Below are 16,859 nucleotides of genomic sequence, written 5' to 3' on the forward strand. Positions count from 1 at the left end.
ACAGATTGTCGGCACCGACTCTGGCCAGAGGGCGCGCCTTTCCAAGATCGGCAGATGACCATGCTTACGTTCGCGCACATCGCCTGGCGTGCATTCTTGGCCAGCACACCCCCACTTTCACCCAACGGCTATCCGAACTGCACCCACCTCCGGCTCCTCCATCCGGCACACTGGCAGGGAACGCCATGACCGCAGCGCTAGGACAGACACACAGATGACGCAACCGCAGTACCCCCACGGCCAGTTCCAGCAGCCTCAGCCCCAGTTCCCGGGATACCCGCAGCCTGACCAGTACGGCCCGCCTCCTGGCGGGTACTTCCCGACCCCGAAGCCACCCCGGCCACCGATGTCCCCGCAGCAGAAGGCCCTGGCCGTCGTCGGCGGCTCGCTCGGCATCTTCCTGATCGCCCTGCTGGTACTCGGCCTCACCACCACCAACTCCAGCACCCAGAGCACCCGAACGTCCGCCAACGATCAGATCGTCGACGCGCCCCGCTCCTCGGGCGCTAACAAAGACGAGGACATCAAGCAGATCAAGCAGACCATCTCCGGGATGGCCGAGGCCGCCAAGGCGAACGACTTCAAGAAGATGCTCACCTTCTTCTGCGCCAAGTACCGCGAGGCATTCAAGGACATCGCGGGCAGCGGCCAGGCTCCCGATCTCAACGCCTTGACCAAGGCCGACAACGGCCCATCGAAAATCACTGGTCTCGAGATCGACGGCGACACCGCCGTCATTCACATCACCGACGCCAAGGGCAAGCACGACATCGAGTTCAAAAAGGAGACGGGCGGCTGGAAGTTCTGCCCGGGGGCCTAGCAGCGTCACTCACCCGCGAGTGGATTCCACCGTGGCCGTTGGATATTCGCCGCACGCTCGGCATCCATCGCCGCGGGTCAACTGACCCGACGTATCGCGTGTCTTCCGGAGGATCCATTACCCGGGGCTCCTACACTCCGGATGGCCCCGGCGTGCTGACGATCTCGCGTGAAGACAAGACAGTCGTCGGCCGCGCCTGCGGCGACGGGGCCGAATGGCTGCTGGATCGCCTTCCTCGCCTGCTGGGCGCCGACGACGAGCCCGAGGCACTCACACCGAAACACGACGTCATCACCCGGCTGGTCCGGGGCGCGAAAGGCGTCCGTCTCGGCGCTAGCGATCGCGTCTGGGAAGCCCTCGTCCCCGCTGTGCTGGAACAGAAGGTGCCCGGCGCGGAGGCCTGGCGCGCCTGGCGCTATCTGATCAACCATGTCGGCACCGACCTGGTCCGCGCCAAGGTCCCACCGCCCCAACGGGAATGGCTCGACATCCCGTCGTGGGAGTGGCACAGGTCCGGTGCCGAACCGGTGCGCATGCGCACCATCCGCACGGCCGCCACCGTCGACGTGGAAACCAAACCGGGGCACCTGACCTCGATCCACGGAATCGGGCCGTGGACCGAGGCTGAGATCCGAGCACGTGCGCTCGGCGATACCGACGCCGTCCCCGTCGGGGACTACCACATCGCCGGACAGGTGGGCCTCGCGCTCACTGGTCACAAAACGGACGACGCCGGCATGCTGGAACTCCTGGAACCCTATGCCGGGCAACGTTATCGCGTGATTCGGCTCATCGAGCTAGCGGCACCCAAGCCGGAGAGACGTGGTTCACGGATGCCGGTCCGGGACTACCGCAACTTCTGACATCCGACAAGCGGTTCGTCAAACTTGTGGATAGCCATCGCGGTTGTGGATAACCCAGGCCCGCTGTCGGTCGACGTCCATAACCTTCAGACATGAGTCCCATCGGCGATCTACTGACGACGGCCGCAGCCGTCGTCGAGTCGTCATTCGATGAGCTCAACAATCCTGAATTACTCTCGGCACTACGGCAACTGGAAGTCGCACAGCGCAAGATCACCGCGGCCTCACATACGCTGACCGCCCGGCTGGTGGAACGCGGTTCGCCAGTCGCGTTGGGCGGCACGTCATTCGCGGAGGTGCTGGCCCGGCACCTCTCGATAAGTACCGCAACCGCCCGGCGCCGCCTCGCAGACGCCGCACATCTCGGCCCACGGCGCGCATTCACCGGCGAGCCTTTGCAGCCCCTACTTCCGCATGCCGCCCACGCATTGCGAGAGGGCCGCCTCGGTGACGAGCACGTACGGATCATCCGCAGGTTCTTCGACGTCTTACCCGAGGCGGTCGACGCCGACACCCGCGAGGCCGCCGAAGAGCGGCTGGCATCAATGGGAACCGAGTTCGGCCCGGAACAACTCCGCGCTGGCGCCGAGCGGATCGCGGCTCTGATTAATCCCGACGGCCGCTTCTCCGACATCGACCGCGCCCGCAGGCGGGGCATATCGATCGGACGCCAGGGATCCGACGGGATGAGCGCCGTCAGCGGCCTGCTGGATCCGGAGACCCGCGCCTACCTCGACGCGGTGTTGAGCAAGCTCGCCGCGCCGGGCATGTGCGATCCTCGCGATGAATCTCCCATCACCGAGGGTGCACCCGACTCAGCGGCCGCCGAGCGAGACACGCGATCTACCGCCCAACGCAATCACGATGCACTGCGGGCCTGCCTGCGCAGCACCCTGACCTCCGGCAAGCTGGGCTCACACCATGGACTACCCGTCACCGTGGTGGTCACGGCGACGCTGAGCGAGCTGCAGAGCGCAGCCGGGCAGGCGATATCGGGTAGCGGCAACCTACTGCCTATCCCCGATCTGATCCGGATGGCTGCCCACTCCCTGCATTACCTCTCGATATTCGACGACGGCGGCCGTCCCCTCTACCTCGGGCGGTCTAAAAGGATCGCGACTCCCGATCAACGAATTGTCTTACACGCCAAGGATCGCGGTTGTTCGGCGCCTGGATGTACGGTGCCGGGTTATCTCTGCCAGGTGCATCACGTCGACGACTGGCGCGACGATGGGCCCACCGACATCGACAATCTGACCTTCGCCTGCGGCCCGCACCATCGGCTGCTACAACAGGGCTGGACTACCCGAAAACGCCGCAGCGACGGTCTCACTGAATGGATTCCGTCACCGCACCTCGACACAGGCCAGGTCCGCACCAATGCCTACCACCACCCTGAGCGGTTCCTCCTAGACAGCTAGCCCGCCAGGTGCGCCGACAGCAACCACGCCGCAACCGATGCCCGGCCATCGGGCTCGACCTGGTGCCGGGCGAAGCCTTGCGCCACACCCTGTTCGAACCCATTGAAGTTCGCGTAGATCTTCGCCGGACGAATCTCGTCGATGGACCAGTACTTCGAAACCACATCCCGGAGTTCGTTTTCGGTAACGGCCTTGACGGGTGATTCCGCCGGGAACGCGGCCCGATCGAAGACCAACACGTAGTAGCGAGCACCTGGTGCGGCCGCCCGAACGATTGAACGCTGATAGCCCTCGCGCAGTTCGACGGGCATCGAGTGGAACAGCGTCGAATCGATGATGGTGTCAAACCGCCCGTCGTACCCGGTGAAGGCCGAGATATCGGCGACCGCAAAGCTGGCATTCGTCAGACCGCGCTCGGCCGCATAGCCTTTCGCCAACTCAATGGCCTTGGGCGCGGAGTCGAGCCCGACGGTGCTGTGTCCCGCCTCGGCCAGATACAACGAGGTCGCCGCCTCGCCGCAGCCGGCGTCCAACACCTCGCCTCGCACCTTGCCCTCGGCGATCAGCGTCGCGATCTCCGGCTGTGGTTCGCCAATGCTCCATGGCGGCCTCACACCCAGACCGTCGGGACGCTCGCCGCGGTACGCGGCCTCAAACGCGAGATCAAATTCCTCTGTAGCGATCTTCTCAGTCATACATTCAGAATGTCAATCCGCTTGACATATGTCAAGGGTATTGACATGAGAATCAGGAGGCAATTGCCAGAAACTCCCTCAGCCGCCAAAATGGAGTCATGAGCAACGACGAGGGGGGCGTCACTCCGTCTCCGCTACCCCCGGGACCCCCGCCCGCCTACCCTCCTCCTGCACCTGGCTATGCCCCTCCACCGGCGTATGGATACCCGCCACCTGGGTATCAACCGCCGAGCGGATACCCGAGCCCGCCACCTGGGTATCAGCCACCGCCACCCGGATACCCGAGCCCGCCACCGGTTCCCTACTGGGTGACGCCGGTGCCGCCCGCCCTGAAACCCGGAGTCATCCCGTTGCGGCCGTTAGATCTGTCCGCCCTCTACAACGGAGCCGTCGCCGCCATCCGCGCCAATCCCAAAGCAACCATCGGGATCACGGCCGTCGTCGTGGTCATCAGCCAGCTGCTGACCTTCGCATTGCAGGCAGGCCCCATCATCGGGCTCCTGGGCGGCGCCGCCGGCTTCGACGCGAACAGTGACGACGCATTTGCCGCCGCATTCGGAATCGGGTACTTCGGAGGGGCACTCATTGGCTATGTGATCACCATTCTGGTCACCATTGTTCTCAGCGGCATGCTGACGGTCACCGTGGGCCGCTCCGTATTCGGCGAGCACACCACCCCCGCGGCAGCATGGCAGCGCGCCAAACCACGCATATGGGCCCTCATCGGGCTGGCATTCGCCTCGGGCCTACTGCTCGCCCTGCCCCTCGCGATCGGTATCTCCGGCGTAGTCGCGCTAGCGCTCACCGTCGGCCCCTGGGGCGCGGTACCGGCAGGTTTCGCACTCGGGTTCGGCTTCTTGGCGCTCTACTTCTACCTGATCCCGGTGTTCGCCCTCGCCTCACCAGTGCTGATCCTTGAGCGCCAGACCGTCTTCGGGGCGCTGAGCCGCTCGATGTCGTTGGTGCGCAAGAGCTACTGGCGCCTGCTGGGCATCCTGTTACTCACCTCGATCATCGTCGGCTTCGTGGCAGGCATCCTGGGAATGCCCTTCAGCATCGGCGGGCAGATCTCCATGGGCATGGGCACCTCGAACACCAGCAGTACGGCGATGATCCTGGGTCTGGCGCTCACGACTGTCGGTGTGATCATCGCCCAGATCATCACGCTGCCGTTCAACGCCGCGGTGAATGTGCTGCTCTACACCGATCAGCGGATGCGCACCGAGGCATTCGATCTGGTGCTGCAGACCGAGACCAGAACGCGAGAACGCCTCGGCCAGCCGGGCATCGACCCTGATGCGTTGTGGCTGCCCGCGTATCCCCCGGTTCAAGTGTAATGCCAGCCATCGACATCGACCGTGAATCCGCGGCCGAGGCAGCCCAGCACGAACTCGCGAAGCCGATTTACGAGCATCCGTCGCCGCTCGACCGTCTGATCAATTGGATCATCGAGCACCTGGATTACCTGGAGTTCCGGGCCAGCGAGCTTCCCGGCGGCTGGTTCACCATTCTGGTGACCACGCTGATCCTCATCGCCGCCGTGGTGCTGTTGATCCGCATTGCCCGCCGCGCGGTTCGAACCAAGGGCGGCGGCGACTTCGGACTGTTCGAATCCGGCGAGCTGACCGCGGCAGAACACCGGGCGGCCGCCGAACTTGCCGCAGCCCAGGGCGATTGGGCATCGGCCATCCGGCACCGACTGCGTGCAGTGGCACGTCAACTCGAGGAACGCACGATTCTGACGCCGGTGCCGGGCCGTACCGCCAACGAGCTGGCCGCCGACGCCGGGCGCGAATTGCCCTCGTTGGCAGCGGAATTCCGGTCCAGCGCGGAAATCTTCAACGACGTGAGCTACGGCGAACGTCCGGGCACCGAGAAGTCGTATCGCAAGATCGCCGAGTTGGACGACCACATCCGCGATGCCCCGGTCCTCGTCACCTCCGCGGATCCCGCTGTGACGACGGGTTGGGAGGCGGTGCGGTGACCACCAGCACCGCGACATCGCCACGCCTGCGGGACCGCTGGCGCACCTGGGCGTGGATACTCGCCGCCTTGACCGGCATCGTCGTCACCGCCCTGCTCGTCACCAAAACGCCTCGGCCTGAAGGCTACCTCGACCCGGATGCCGTCACCCAGCGTGGCGGGCACGCGCTCGCTCAATTGCTGCGCGACCGCGGCGTCACCGTCACACGCGCCACCACCATCTCCGAGGTCCGTGAAGCGATGCGCCCCGGCAGCCAACTCATGGTGCTGGACAACGGGAACATCTCCGACGAGATACTGGACGTCCTCGTCGAGATTCCGGGGGACCGCCTGCTGCTGGCTCCCTTTTCCGCCACCCGAGAACGACTGGCCGCACAGGTACGCATCACCTCGTATCAAGGCAACGAGATCACCGAACCACGCTGCGACCTACGAGAAGCCCAGCGCGCCGGGGTAATTCAGACATACATCGGCCCCACCTATACATTCACCCGCCCAGGACCGGGCCAGGTCAGCTGCTATGCGGGCACGCTGGTGCGCTATCAGGACGGCAACCAAACCATCACCGTGCTCGGTGATGACACCCCGCTGACCAACGTGCAACTGGCCAAGCAGGGCAACGCGGCGCTCGCCATGAATCTCGCCGGCCGCTCCTCCCACCTGGTGTGGTACGTACCCGAGCGGCCGAAGGTCGGCACCAGCGCCCAACCGAAATCAATGGGCGACCTGATCCCCAACCAGGTGAGCATGGCCATCTGGCAGCTCTGCATCGTCGTGCTGCTACTGGCCATCTGGCGCGGACGCCGCTTGGGACCCGTTGTCGCCGAGAAACTTCCGGTGATCGTACGTGCCTCGGAAACCACCGAGGGGCGGGGGCGGCTGTATCGTTCGCGCCGCGCCCGCGACCTCGCCTCCGACTCCCTACGCGAGGCGGCGCGGTACCGGATCGTGCGCCGGCTCGGCCTTCCCGTCGACGAGATACCACAGGTCATCACCGCCACGGTGGCAGAGCGAATCGGCAGGAATCCCGTGGAGATTCATCATGTGCTGTTCGGCCCCGTCCCGACGGACGACCAGCAGCTCAGCAATCTGACTCAGCAGCTTGACATCATCGAAAGGCAGGTCCGCGACTCGTGACACAGGCAACTTCCAGTGAGGACGCCGCACGCAATGCCCTCGCCGCGTTACGTGAGCAAATCGCCACCGTGGTCGTCGGACAGGACTCGGTGGTCAGCGGCCTGGTCGTCGCGCTGCTATGCCGCGGACACGTCCTGTTAGAAGGTGTACCGGGCGTCGCGAAAACCCTTTTGGTTCGCACACTCTCGGCGGCACTGTCCCTGGAGTTCAAGCGGGTGCAGTTCACCCCCGACCTGATGCCCGGCGACGTCACCGGGTCTCTGGTCTATGACGCACGCACCGCGGCATTCGAATTCCGCGCCGGTCCGGTGTTCACCAATCTGCTACTGGCCGACGAGATCAACCGCACCCCTCCCAAGACTCAAGCGGCGCTACTCGAGGCCATGGAAGAACGCCAGGTCACGGTCGACGGCACCCCACGCCCACTGCCTGATCCGTTCATCGTGGCCGCGACCCAGAACCCCATCGAGTACGAGGGCACCTACCAGCTGCCCGAAGCTCAGCTGGACCGCTTTCTGATGAAGCTCAATGTTTCCCTACCGGAACGTGATCAAGAGATTGCCATCCTGGAGCGGCACGCACAGGGCTTCGACCCCCGCAACCTGTCGCACGTCACCGCGGTGGCCTCGGCCGCCGACCTAGAGGCGGGTCGCGCCGCGGTGGGCCGGGTGCTGGTGGCTCCCGAGGTGCTCGCCTACGTGGTCGACGTCATCCGCGCCACCCGTCAGTCACCTTCGCTGCAGCTGGGCGCCTCCCCCCGTGCGGCGACGGCACTACTGGCGACATCCCGCGCGTGGGCCTGGCTGTCCGGTCGCAACTACGTCACTCCTGACGACGTCAAGGCCATGGCGCGCCCCACCCTGCGCCACCGCATCGGTCTGCGCCCCGAGGCCGAGCTGGAGGGCGCGACCTCGGACCGGGTTCTGGACGGCATCCTGGTCACGGTTCCGGTGCCGCGCTAGTGATTCTCACCGGACGCGCGGGATTGGCGGCGCTACTCAGCGCGCTGCTGATTCTGGTGTCGCCGTGGCCGGTTCGGCTGTTCTGGCTGCTGCTCCTGACGCTCGCGGTGCTGATTGTCGTCGATATCGCCGCCGCCGCCAGCCCACGCCGGCTGACATTTGTCCGATCAGGGCCCGATTCCATCCGACTTGGCGAATCCGCGGATATCGCCCTGCAGGTCCAGAATCCGGGGCGTCGGGCACGCGGATGGATCCGCGACAGTTGGGCACCGAGTATGCGCGCCACCCCGCGTGCGCATCGGTTGGATCTGCGCACCGGCGAACGCAGCCAGGTCGTTACCGCCTTGCGCCCCCTACGCCGTGGCGATCACAAGCCAGCGACCGTGACCGTGCGCACGGTGGGCCCACTCGGGCTGGCCGGGCGGCAGGGGCGTCACGACGTGCCGTGGCGGCTGCGGGTGCTGCCCCCGTTCCTAAGCCGCAAGCATCTACCATCCCGGCTAGCCAGACTGCGCGAGCTGGAGGGCGCCATCCCGGTCCTGATCCGTGGCCAAGGCACCGAATTCGACTCGCTGCGTGAATATGTCGTCGGCGACGATGTCCGTTCCATCGACTGGCGCGCCTCCGCCCGACGCAACGACGTGGTGGTGCGCACCTGGCGACCGGAACGAGACCGCCGCATCCTCGTCGTCCTGGACACCGGCCGCACCTCGGCGGGACGCATCGGCGTCGACCCCACATCGGGCGATCCGTCCGGATGGCCCCGGCTGGATTGGGCGATGGACGCCGCATTGCTGTTGGTGGCATTGGCATCTCGAGCCGGAGATCGCGTCGATTTCCTGGCGCACGACCGTGCGGTGCGCTCGCAGGTATCGGGGGCGTCGCGCAACGAGCTGCTTCCACTGGTGGTCAACGCCATGGCGCCGCTGGAGCCGTCGCTTGTCGAGTCCGATGCTCGCGATCTTGTGGCCACCATCCGCCGCAGGTCCCGCCATCGGTCATTTATCGTGCTCCTGACCGACCTGAACCCGACAGCGCTGGAGGAGGGTCTGTTGCCGCTGCTTCCACAGCTGACCAGCCATCACCACCTGATGGTGGCCGCGGTCAGCGATCCGCGGGTCGACGACATGGTGATGCCCGAAAATGCCACGGCGCCAGGAAATATTCGGTCACTCGATGTCGAACAGGTCTACGACGCGGCCGCGGCCGAACGTACCCGAGGAGAGCGACGGCGCATCGTCACGCTGCTGCGCCGGCAGGGTGTCGAGGTTGTCGATGCCCCGCCGGATGAGATCGCTCCGGCGCTGGCCGACCGGTACCTGTCGTTGAAAGCGTCCGGGCGCCTGTAACGCTCAGGACGCCGGCGCGTAGTCGGGAGCATTTTCGATATCGCCGGATTCATTGGCCGCGACCCCGCGCCTCCCCAGAATCACGACATAGGCCAGGAACAGCACCTCGGCGATCACACCGATCCCGACGCGCGCGAACGTCGGTAGCGGCGATGGGGTGACCAGCGCCTCGATGAGACCGCTGACCAGCAGCACCCCAACCAGTCCGCCGGCCACCGACATGACGGCACGTCCCTGTTCGGCGAGGACCTGTCCACGGGGGCGGTCGCCGGGGTCAATCACTTTCCATCCCAGGCGCATTCCGGCGCCCGCGGCCAGGAACACCGCAGTCAGCTCTAACAGACCGTGCGGCAGGATCAAGCCGAAGAACACGTCTCCACGGCCCGCCGCGAGCATCAGCCCGCCCGCCAGGCCCAGATTCGCCGCATTGAGGAACAGCACAAACGGGATCGGTATGCCCAGCAGCACGGCGAAAATGATGCACTGTGCCGCCACCCACGAGTTGTTGATCCACACGTGCAGCGCGAAGGCCGCCGCGGGATGTTCGCTGTAATAGTTTTCGAAGTCCTCATTCACCAGGTGCGCGATCTCATCGGGTGTCCCGATCACCGATTGCAGCTCGGGTGAATGCATTACCCAGATGCCGACCGCGATCGCCACCACCATCGACCCGACCGCCGCACCCAGCCACCAGCGCCAGCTGCGGTAAGCGACCACCGGAAAGGACACCGTCCAGAATCGGATGAAATGACGCCACAGCGGGGCATGCTCGCCCGTGACGGCAGAACGCGCCCGAGCAACCAATGTCGACAGCCGTCCGACCAAGGCCGGATCCCCCGAGGACGACCGCACGGTCGACAGATGTGTCGACACCGTCTGGTACAGGTCGACCAGCTCATCGATCTCTAGCCCACTCAGGCTCCGCCTGCGCTTGAGCAGCAACTCCAGTCGGTCCCATGTCCCCCGGTGAGTGGCGACGAATGCGTCCACGTCCATCTGGCAAATACTAGTAGTCTCGGGGCATGTCGGAGTTGGTGACGGGCGACGCGGTTGTCTTGGACGTCAAGGTTGCCCAGCTCCCGGTGCGGGTCGTCTCCGCGTTCATCGACATCTTCGTCCAGATGATCGTGCTGTACGCCGGCATCTTCGTCGTCGCGTTCTCGCTCTCGCAGTTCGACGAGGCACTGGCCGGGGCGCTCAGTATCGCCTATTCGGTGCTGGCACTCGTGGGCTATCCGGTCATCTGGGAGATGTCCACCCGGGGACGCTCCTTGGGCAAGATGGCCATGGGATTGCGCGTGGTATCCGATGACGGCGGCCCGGAACGCCTGCGGCAGGCCGTCATCCGCGCGCTCGCGGCCGTGGTGGAGATTTACCTGTTTATGGGCGCCCCGGCCGTCATCACCAGCCTGGTGTCGCCCCAGGGTAAGCGCCTCGGCGACATCTTCGCGGGCACGATGGTGATCAGCGAACGGGGACCCAAACTCCCTCCGCCCCCGGTCATGCCACCGCAGCTGGCTGCGTGGGCGCAGACGTTGCAACTGTCCGGGCTCACCACCGATCAGGCCAACCTGGTCCGCCAATTCCTCAACCGCGCAGGGCAATTGGCACCGCACACTCGAGACCAGATGCTCTATCAGATCTCCACCGACGTGCTCGCCAGCATCGCACCGCCCCCTCCGCCGGGTACTCCCCCACAGTTCATGCTTGCCGCGGTGCTGGCCGAACGTCACCTTCGTGCCCTCGAGCAGATGCAGCCGTCCTATCCCCCAGCCCCATTGCCGGAACCGCCGGTGGACTGGGCGGCACCATCCGCCCCGCCGCCCCCAGCATCAGCAGTGCCGGAGCCCTCCGAGTCACCCCGAGGGCCTTCGGGTTTCGCCACACCTGGCTGATTTCGAGCCGATGTCTTCGCATAGAGCCCGCCGCCCAGAGTCGCCGCGACGACCGTGACAAGCGCGCCCAGGATGAGCGCCGCGGCCTCACCGTGTATCAGTGACTGCTGCTGCTCACCGATCGCGGCCGCGGCGATGGGCACGCCGAGCTGAGCGGCGGCCAAGGCACCCAGCGACAACGGCTGTCCAAAGATCCGGCCCACCACGTGCGCCAACACTGCCGCGCCACCCAGACCCAGCCCGAGCAGCATGAGCTTGGGGTTCTCACCGAGCTCACGCACGTGCAGCGACGCCCCGAGCCAGACGAAGAACAGCGGCGAGAAGAAGCCCTCGGTGAATCCGAAGAGCTGCTTGGCAAGGCGGCGTGGCTCCCCGATACCCGAGACGACGAGGCCCAGGGCGAATCCGGCCAACATGATCGACACGTGGGTCTCCACGGCCAGCGCCGCGAGCCCAAAGACGATGGCCAGGCTGATCCGCAGCTCCATGGCGACCCGGCGCTGCTTCGAATAGTGGTGGAACCGATCGAGCGTTCCGGCTTGATCGAGCGCACGCAGGATCACGAACACAATGCCCGCACACGCTGCGACCGCCACCGCACCGACCGCCGCGCGGGGAGCGTGCTTGAGATCGATGACCAAGGGCAGCAGGATAATCGAGGCCGTATCGGCGATGGCCACCTGCGCGGTGGTGCTCAGCACCTTGGGGCCGTCAAGGCTCAGCGAGTCAATGATGGGCAGTACCAGCGCCGCCGACGAGGAGGCGATGAGCACCGCGTACAGCGGTGCATGCCCCGTGTGGAACGCGTTGGCCAGCAGCACACCCAACACCGCGCCGACCACGCCCACCACCACGGCGCGCAGCGCCGCCCTGGGCAGGGCCGCCACCATGGTCTTATCGCGAATCGGCACATGCGTGCCTGCCACGAACATGACCAACGCGAATCCGACGTCGGCGAACATCTTGAACGTTGGGTCGAAGGCATCGATCCAACCAAATCCGGTGCGGCCGATGACGATTCCGGCGAGAAGTTCGCCGATGACCACGGGGATCCGCAGTCGCGTATTGAGCGCTAACAGCGGCCCCACCATTCCGACGACGACGACGATCGCCAGCGTTGGGAAACCGAAGCCAGTCATGGAGTTACTGCCACGAGACCAGATGGCAGGGAATGTCGGTGTTTTCGTCGGATATGTAGCTCGCGCAGACCCGGTGGTAACCGTCCGCGATCTCCAGCCGCGCCCCGGCACGCGCGTCGCCCCGCACCAGCAAGATGGGGGACAGCGCCTTGTCCTTGGCGATCTTCGCGAGGTCGCGGGCCACGTGGGCATTGGTCTTGGGCAGCATGTCCAGGTGAGCCGCCCGCAGGATGTCCTTGGCCTTGCGGTACTCCAGCGTCGCATTGCGCAGCGCCTTCACGGTCCGCTTCACCACATCGGCTTCACCGACGAGCGTCAGGTAATCCACGGCCGCCGCATAGTCATGGTCCTCGGGTTGTTCCAGCCACTTCACCGTCATGGCGGTCACCCTACGGCGCATAGCTGGCAGCAGCTCGGAAAATCGTCGCCGAAAGTTGTCGTTGCATCACGATCGATTCCGATATATCGTTAACTATCGAGAGGCGATACCGCCTCCCCAAGTACTAAGGAGCAACACATGACTTCCCATGAGGAAAGGGCCGATCAGTTCCGGCCCGACACACCGTTTGGTTTCGGATTCGGTTTCGACCCCACACGTCGCGGACCAGGTCGGCGCCACGGCGGTCGTCAGCACGACTGCGATCCGCGCGGCGAGTTCCAGGAGCAAGCCTGGGCCGGTCGTCGCGGACCCGGCGCGTTCATGGAACGCGGGTTCGGACCCGGGTTCGGACGTGGATTCGGTCCCGGCTTCGGTCCTTTCGGATTCGGTTTAGGTGACCCGCAGCGTGGACGCGGACGGGGACGTGGCCAGCGCGGCGACGTCCGGGCCGCCATCCTGGCGCTGCTCGCCGAACGCCCGATGCACGGCTACGAGATGATCCGCGAGATCGCCGAACGCAGTAACAACATCTGGCGGCCGAGCCCCGGTTCGGTGTATCCGACACTGCAACTGCTCGTCGACGAGGGCCTCATCGTTGAGGCCGAGGGCAGCGGCAGTCGCAAGCAGTTCGACCTGACTGCCGAGGGCCGCGAGGCGGCCGAAAAACTCGACACCCCGCCCTGGGACAAGATCAACGAAGGCGCCGATCCCTCGGTGCTCGATCTTCGTTCGGCACTCGGCCAGCTGATGGGTGCGGTCGCGCAGTCGGCCCACGCCGCCTCAGCCGAGCAGCAGCAGCGGATCATTGAGATCGTCAACTCTGCCCGCAAGCAGATCTACGGCATCTTGGGTGAGACCGACTGAATGAGCCTAGGCCCCCCGTTATGGCAGGCGGGGGGCCTAGCTCACGTCGACCCAATCCAACGTGCGCTGCACGGCCTTCTTCCAGCCGGCGAATCCGTCGGCCCGCTGCTGTTCACTGATCGACGGGCTCCAGCGCTCGTCTTCCTGCCAGTTCCGCCGAAGGTCGTCGGGGTCCTTCCAGAAGCCGACGGCCAATCCCGCCGCATATGCCGCGCCGAGTGCGGTCGTCTCGGCGACAACGGGTTTGACGACATCGACGCCCAACGTATCGGCCTGGATCTGCATGCAGAGCTTGTTGGCGGTGATGCCTCCATCCACCTTGAGTACCTCCAGGTGCACACCCGAGTCCGCCTCCATGGCCTCAACCACTTCGCGGCTCTGATAACAGATCGCCTCGAGGGTCGCGCGCGCCAAATGCGCGTTGGTGTTGAACCGGGAAAGGCCCACAATCGCGCCACGGGCGTCCGAACGCCAATACGGCGCGAACAGACCCGAAAAGGCCGGTACGAAGTAGACACCGCCGTTGTCCTCGACCTGACGAGCCAAGTCCTCGCTTTGTGAGGCACCGCTGATGATGCCGAGCTGGTCACGCAGCCACTGGACCGCCGAACCGGTCACCGCGATGGAACCCTCCAGCGCGTACACCGGCTTGTTGTTCCCGAACTGATAACACACGGTGGTCAAGAGCCCGTTGCGCGAGCGGACCAATTCTTCACCGGTGTTGAGTAGCAAGAAGTTCCCGGTGCCATAGGTGTTCTTGGCCTCGCCGGGACTCAGGCACACCTGCCCCACCATCGCCGCCTGCTGATCCCCCAGGTCGCCGGCAATGGGCACCTCACCGCCGAGCGGCCCCATATGGGTCGTGAAGCCAAACGGCTCGACCGGCGACGACGCCTTGATCGGCGGAAGCATCTGGCGTGGAATGGAAAAGAAAGACAGCAGCTCGTCGTCCCAATCCAGGGTCTCCAGGTTCATCAGCATCGTGCGGCTGGCATTGGTCACGTCGGTGACGTGCACCCCACCGCGAATGCCTCCGGTGAGGTTCCAGATCACCCAGCTGTCGGGGGTGCCGAAGAGCGCATCACCGTTCTCCGCATCGCGGCGCACACCATCGATATTCTCCAGAATCCACTGCAGCTTCCCGCCGGAAAAGTATGTGGCAGGCGGTAATCCGGCCTTTTCTCGAATGACATCACCGCGCCCGTCCCGATCCAGTGCTGTCGCGATCTTGTCGGTGCGAGTGTCCTGCCACACGATGGCATTGCAATACGGCCTGCCGGTGTGACGGTTCCACACCAGGGTGGTCTCGCGCTGATTGGTCACCCCCACAGCCGCGAGGTCCCCGGCCGACAATCCGGTCACGTTGAGCGATGTGGCCAGCACCGACCAGGTGCGTTCCCAGATCTCCACCGGGTTGTGCTCCACCCACCCTGCCTGCGGTAAGAGCTGCTGATGCTCCAGCTGGTGGCGGCCGACCTCCTCGCCCCGGTGGTTGAAGATCATGGCACGCGTGCTGGTCGTGCCCTGGTCGATCGATGCCACGAAATCAGCCATTGGCGAACTCCTCGGTGTGCGACGGTGATTGGGTTTCAGGATCGTCTGCGTACAGGAATGCTTCCACGAGATAGCGATACAGCGCGGCCCCCAGCAGGCCCCCGACGAGCGGTCCGATGATCGGCACCCACCAGTACTGGGCACCGTGCTGGTCCAGAAAGGCCGTATCGAAGCCGGTGAGATAGGACGCCAGCCGCGGTCCGAAGTCGCGGGCCGGGTTGATCGCATACCCCGCGATGGAGCCCCACGCCATGCCCAGAGCGACGACCACCGCGCCGATCGCGAATGGCGAGAGACTCTCGGGCATGCGGATATTGCGCCGGTCCGAGATCGCGAAGATCAGGAACAGCAGAATCGCGGTGCCAATGATTTGGTCGCGCAGGCCGCCCCACAGACTGACGTCGAGCGCACCGTTACCCGGCAGGGTCGAGAAGACCCCTTGCGTCGCGATCGTGTGCCCGGGATCGACGGCGGACAGCACGCTCCCGTAGTTCCACCGAACCAGCAGGGCCGCCACGAACGCACCCGCGGTCTGGGCCACGATGAACGGAATCACCTGTTTCCATGGGAATCCACGAAACGCCGCCAACGCCAGCGTGACCGCCGGGTTGAGGTGCGCCCCGGATATCCGCCCGGCGGCGAAGATGCCGAAAGTGACGCCCATGCCCCAGGCCCAGGCGATCGAGTTGTGATTGCCGTAGTCCTCGTTCCCGGCCGTCACCACCTGCGCGACGACACCCACGCCGAACAGAATCAAGATCATCGTGCCCACGAACTCTGCGGCGAGTTGACCCGTCTGCCTCATACCATCGAATCTAGGGGTGGGTTGCCGTGGGCACACCTGAAAACGCCGAACGGTCCCCCGTTTTCGGAGGACCGTTCGGGTTAGAAGCTTCTTACTTCCAGGGTTCGACGCTCTCGCGCACCAGGTCGATGCTCCACGGTCCGTCGGTCTCCGCGGTATCGGTCACCGACCAACCCTTGAGCCGCTGAATCGAACCACCGGTCACCTTGAACACCTGGCCGGTCCACGGGTTCTTCTCGGTGCTCAGGTACGCGACCAACGGAGAGATATTGGCGGGGCTGAACATGTCGAACTGTCCCTCGTCCACCGGGGCCGCGAAGATCGCACCCATGCCCGGGGTGGCCAGCGTCAGACGTGTGCGCGCAACCGGCGCGATCGCATTCACCTTGACGCCGTACCGCTCCAGCTCGGCGGCTGCGACGCAGGACAGCGCGGCGATACCCGCCTTGGCCGCACCGTAGTTTCCCTGGCCCGGGTTCGGCAGTGTCACACCCGAATCCGATGCGGTGTTCACCACGGTGGCCTTGACATCGGCTCCGGCCTTGGACTGCGCCTTCCAGTACTCGGCTGCGTGCCGCAGCACCGCGAAATGGCCCTTGAGGTGCACCTGGATGACCGAATCCCACTGGTCCTCCTCCAGGCCGGCCACGAAGCCGTCCCGCAGGATGCCCGCGTTGTTCACGACGGCATCCAGCTGGCCGAAGGTTTCGACGGCCTGGTTCACCAGATTCGAGGCACCCGCCCAGGTGGAGATGTTGTCGGTGTTCGCAACTGCTTTGCCTCCGGCCGCCACGATCTCGTCGACCACTTCCTGCGCGGGCCCTGCATCCGACCCGGAGCCATCGTTGGCGCCGCCGAGGTCGTTGACGACCACAGATGCGCCTTCCCGGGCGAAGAGCAGCGCGTGCTCACGGCCGATGCCACGTCCGGCACCGGTGATGACCGCCACCCGTCCGTCAAGTTGTCCCATGTTGATTCCCTCTCCTTCTGCGA

At 65.3% G+C, this 16,859-nt stretch carries 16 protein-coding genes and 1 pseudogene; 10 read left to right on the top strand and 7 right to left on the bottom strand.

The window, feature by feature from the left end:
• Nucleotides 1-214: 214 nt before the first annotated feature.
• The 3 genes from B4400_RS11065 (at nt 215) to B4400_RS11075 (ending at nt 3,104) form a co-directional block, all read left to right on the top strand.
• Nucleotides 215-820: a hypothetical protein gene (locus B4400_RS11065; protein WP_078311598.1), complete on the top strand. Its 606-nt coding sequence runs from the start codon at nt 215-217 to the stop codon at nt 818-820.
• A 38-nt stretch (nt 821-858) separates the two neighbouring features.
• Entirely contained in the window at nt 859-1,683 is an 825-nt protein-coding gene (locus B4400_RS11070) for a DNA-3-methyladenine glycosylase family protein (protein WP_078311599.1), read from the top strand.
• Nucleotides 1,684-1,775: 92 nt separating this feature from the next.
• A complete protein-coding gene (locus B4400_RS11075) occupies nt 1,776-3,104 on the top strand; it encodes an HNH endonuclease signature motif containing protein (RefSeq protein WP_078311600.1) in 1,329 nt (442 codons plus the stop codon).
• Here the strand turns inward: B4400_RS11075 and B4400_RS11080 are convergent.
• Nucleotides 3,101-3,799 carry a class I SAM-dependent methyltransferase gene (locus tag B4400_RS11080; RefSeq protein WP_078311601.1) on the bottom strand — a complete coding sequence of 233 codons (699 nt, stop codon included), beginning with the start codon at nt 3,797-3,799 and terminating at the stop codon, nt 3,101-3,103. The two genes, B4400_RS11075 and B4400_RS11080, sit on opposite strands and share 4 nt — an antisense overlap.
• A 308-nt stretch (nt 3,800-4,107) precedes the next feature.
• Here B4400_RS11080 and B4400_RS11085 point away from each other — a divergent pair, with 308 nt between their 5' ends.
• The 5 genes from B4400_RS11085 to B4400_RS11105 are packed head-to-tail and all read left to right on the top strand — an operon-like array spanning nt 4,108 to nt 9,230.
• Nucleotides 4,108-5,136 carry a glycerophosphoryl diester phosphodiesterase membrane domain-containing protein gene (locus B4400_RS11085; protein WP_078311602.1) on the top strand — a complete coding sequence of 343 codons (1,029 nt, stop codon included), beginning with the start codon at nt 4,108-4,110 and terminating at the stop codon, nt 5,134-5,136.
• The gene (locus tag B4400_RS11090; RefSeq protein WP_078311603.1) at nt 5,136-5,783 is read left to right on the top strand and encodes a DUF4129 domain-containing protein; all 648 of its coding nucleotides are present in this window, start codon (nt 5,136-5,138) and stop codon (nt 5,781-5,783) included. Before B4400_RS11085 ends, B4400_RS11090 begins: the two co-directional genes overlap by 1 nt.
• Nucleotides 5,780-6,919 carry a DUF4350 domain-containing protein gene (locus tag B4400_RS11095; protein ID WP_078311604.1) on the top strand — a complete coding sequence of 380 codons (1,140 nt, stop codon included), beginning with the start codon at nt 5,780-5,782 and terminating at the stop codon, nt 6,917-6,919. The genes B4400_RS11090 and B4400_RS11095 overlap by 4 nt, the downstream gene beginning before the upstream one ends.
• On the top strand, nt 6,916-7,881 hold the full coding sequence (locus tag B4400_RS11100) for an AAA family ATPase (protein WP_078311605.1): 966 nt from the start codon (nt 6,916-6,918) through the stop codon (nt 7,879-7,881). The genes B4400_RS11095 and B4400_RS11100 overlap by 4 nt, the downstream gene beginning before the upstream one ends.
• Entirely contained in the window at nt 7,881-9,230 is a 1,350-nt protein-coding gene (locus B4400_RS11105) for a DUF58 domain-containing protein (RefSeq protein WP_078311606.1), read from the top strand. Before B4400_RS11100 ends, B4400_RS11105 begins: the two co-directional genes overlap by 1 nt.
• A 3-nt stretch (nt 9,231-9,233) precedes the next feature.
• Here the strand turns inward: B4400_RS11105 and B4400_RS11110 are convergent, their stop codons facing one another.
• Nucleotides 9,234-10,226, bottom strand: coding sequence for a stage II sporulation protein M (locus B4400_RS11110; RefSeq protein WP_078311607.1), 993 nt, complete (start codon nt 10,224-10,226; stop codon nt 9,234-9,236).
• Nucleotides 10,227-10,351: 125 nt separating this feature from the next.
• Between B4400_RS11110 and B4400_RS24895 the strand changes: the two are divergent.
• A pseudogene (locus B4400_RS24895) lies at nt 10,352-10,624 on the top strand (RDD family protein); the annotation flags it as partial.
• Between the two features lie 368 nt (nt 10,625-10,992).
• Here B4400_RS24895 and B4400_RS11120 read toward each other — a convergent pair.
• The gene (locus B4400_RS11120) at nt 10,993-12,264 is read right to left on the bottom strand and encodes a cation:proton antiporter (protein ID WP_078311608.1); all 1,272 of its coding nucleotides are present in this window, start codon (nt 12,262-12,264) and stop codon (nt 10,993-10,995) included.
• A gap of 4 nt (nt 12,265-12,268) precedes the next feature.
• Entirely contained in the window at nt 12,269-12,643 is a 375-nt protein-coding gene (locus tag B4400_RS11125) for a hypothetical protein (RefSeq protein WP_078299536.1), read from the bottom strand.
• A gap of 138 nt (nt 12,644-12,781) precedes the next feature.
• Here B4400_RS11125 and B4400_RS11130 point away from each other — a divergent pair, with 138 nt between their 5' ends.
• Nucleotides 12,782-13,507, top strand: a complete 726-nt coding sequence (locus tag B4400_RS11130; RefSeq protein ID WP_078311609.1) for a PadR family transcriptional regulator — start codon at nt 12,782-12,784, stop codon at nt 13,505-13,507.
• A gap of 36 nt (nt 13,508-13,543) precedes the next feature.
• Here the strand turns inward: B4400_RS11130 and glpK are convergent, their stop codons facing one another.
• From glpK to B4400_RS11145, 3 genes are all read right to left on the bottom strand, one after another.
• Complete coding sequence (glpK, locus tag B4400_RS11135) at nt 13,544-15,061, bottom strand: glycerol kinase GlpK (protein ID WP_078311610.1); 1,518 nt, start codon at nt 15,059-15,061, stop codon at nt 13,544-13,546.
• Complete coding sequence (locus B4400_RS11140) at nt 15,054-15,866, bottom strand: MIP/aquaporin family protein (RefSeq protein WP_078311611.1); 813 nt, start codon at nt 15,864-15,866, stop codon at nt 15,054-15,056. Before B4400_RS11140 ends, glpK begins: the two co-directional genes overlap by 8 nt.
• Nucleotides 15,867-15,957: 91 nt before the next feature.
• Entirely contained in the window at nt 15,958-16,836 is an 879-nt protein-coding gene (locus B4400_RS11145) for an SDR family oxidoreductase (RefSeq protein WP_078311612.1), read from the bottom strand.
• Between the last annotated feature and the right edge of the window lie 23 nt (nt 16,837-16,859).

The sequence above is a fragment of the Mycobacterium sp. D16Q13 genome (genome assembly GCF_002013375.1).
In the GTDB taxonomy this organism is placed as follows: Bacteria; Actinomycetota; Actinomycetes; order Mycobacteriales; family Mycobacteriaceae; genus Mycobacterium.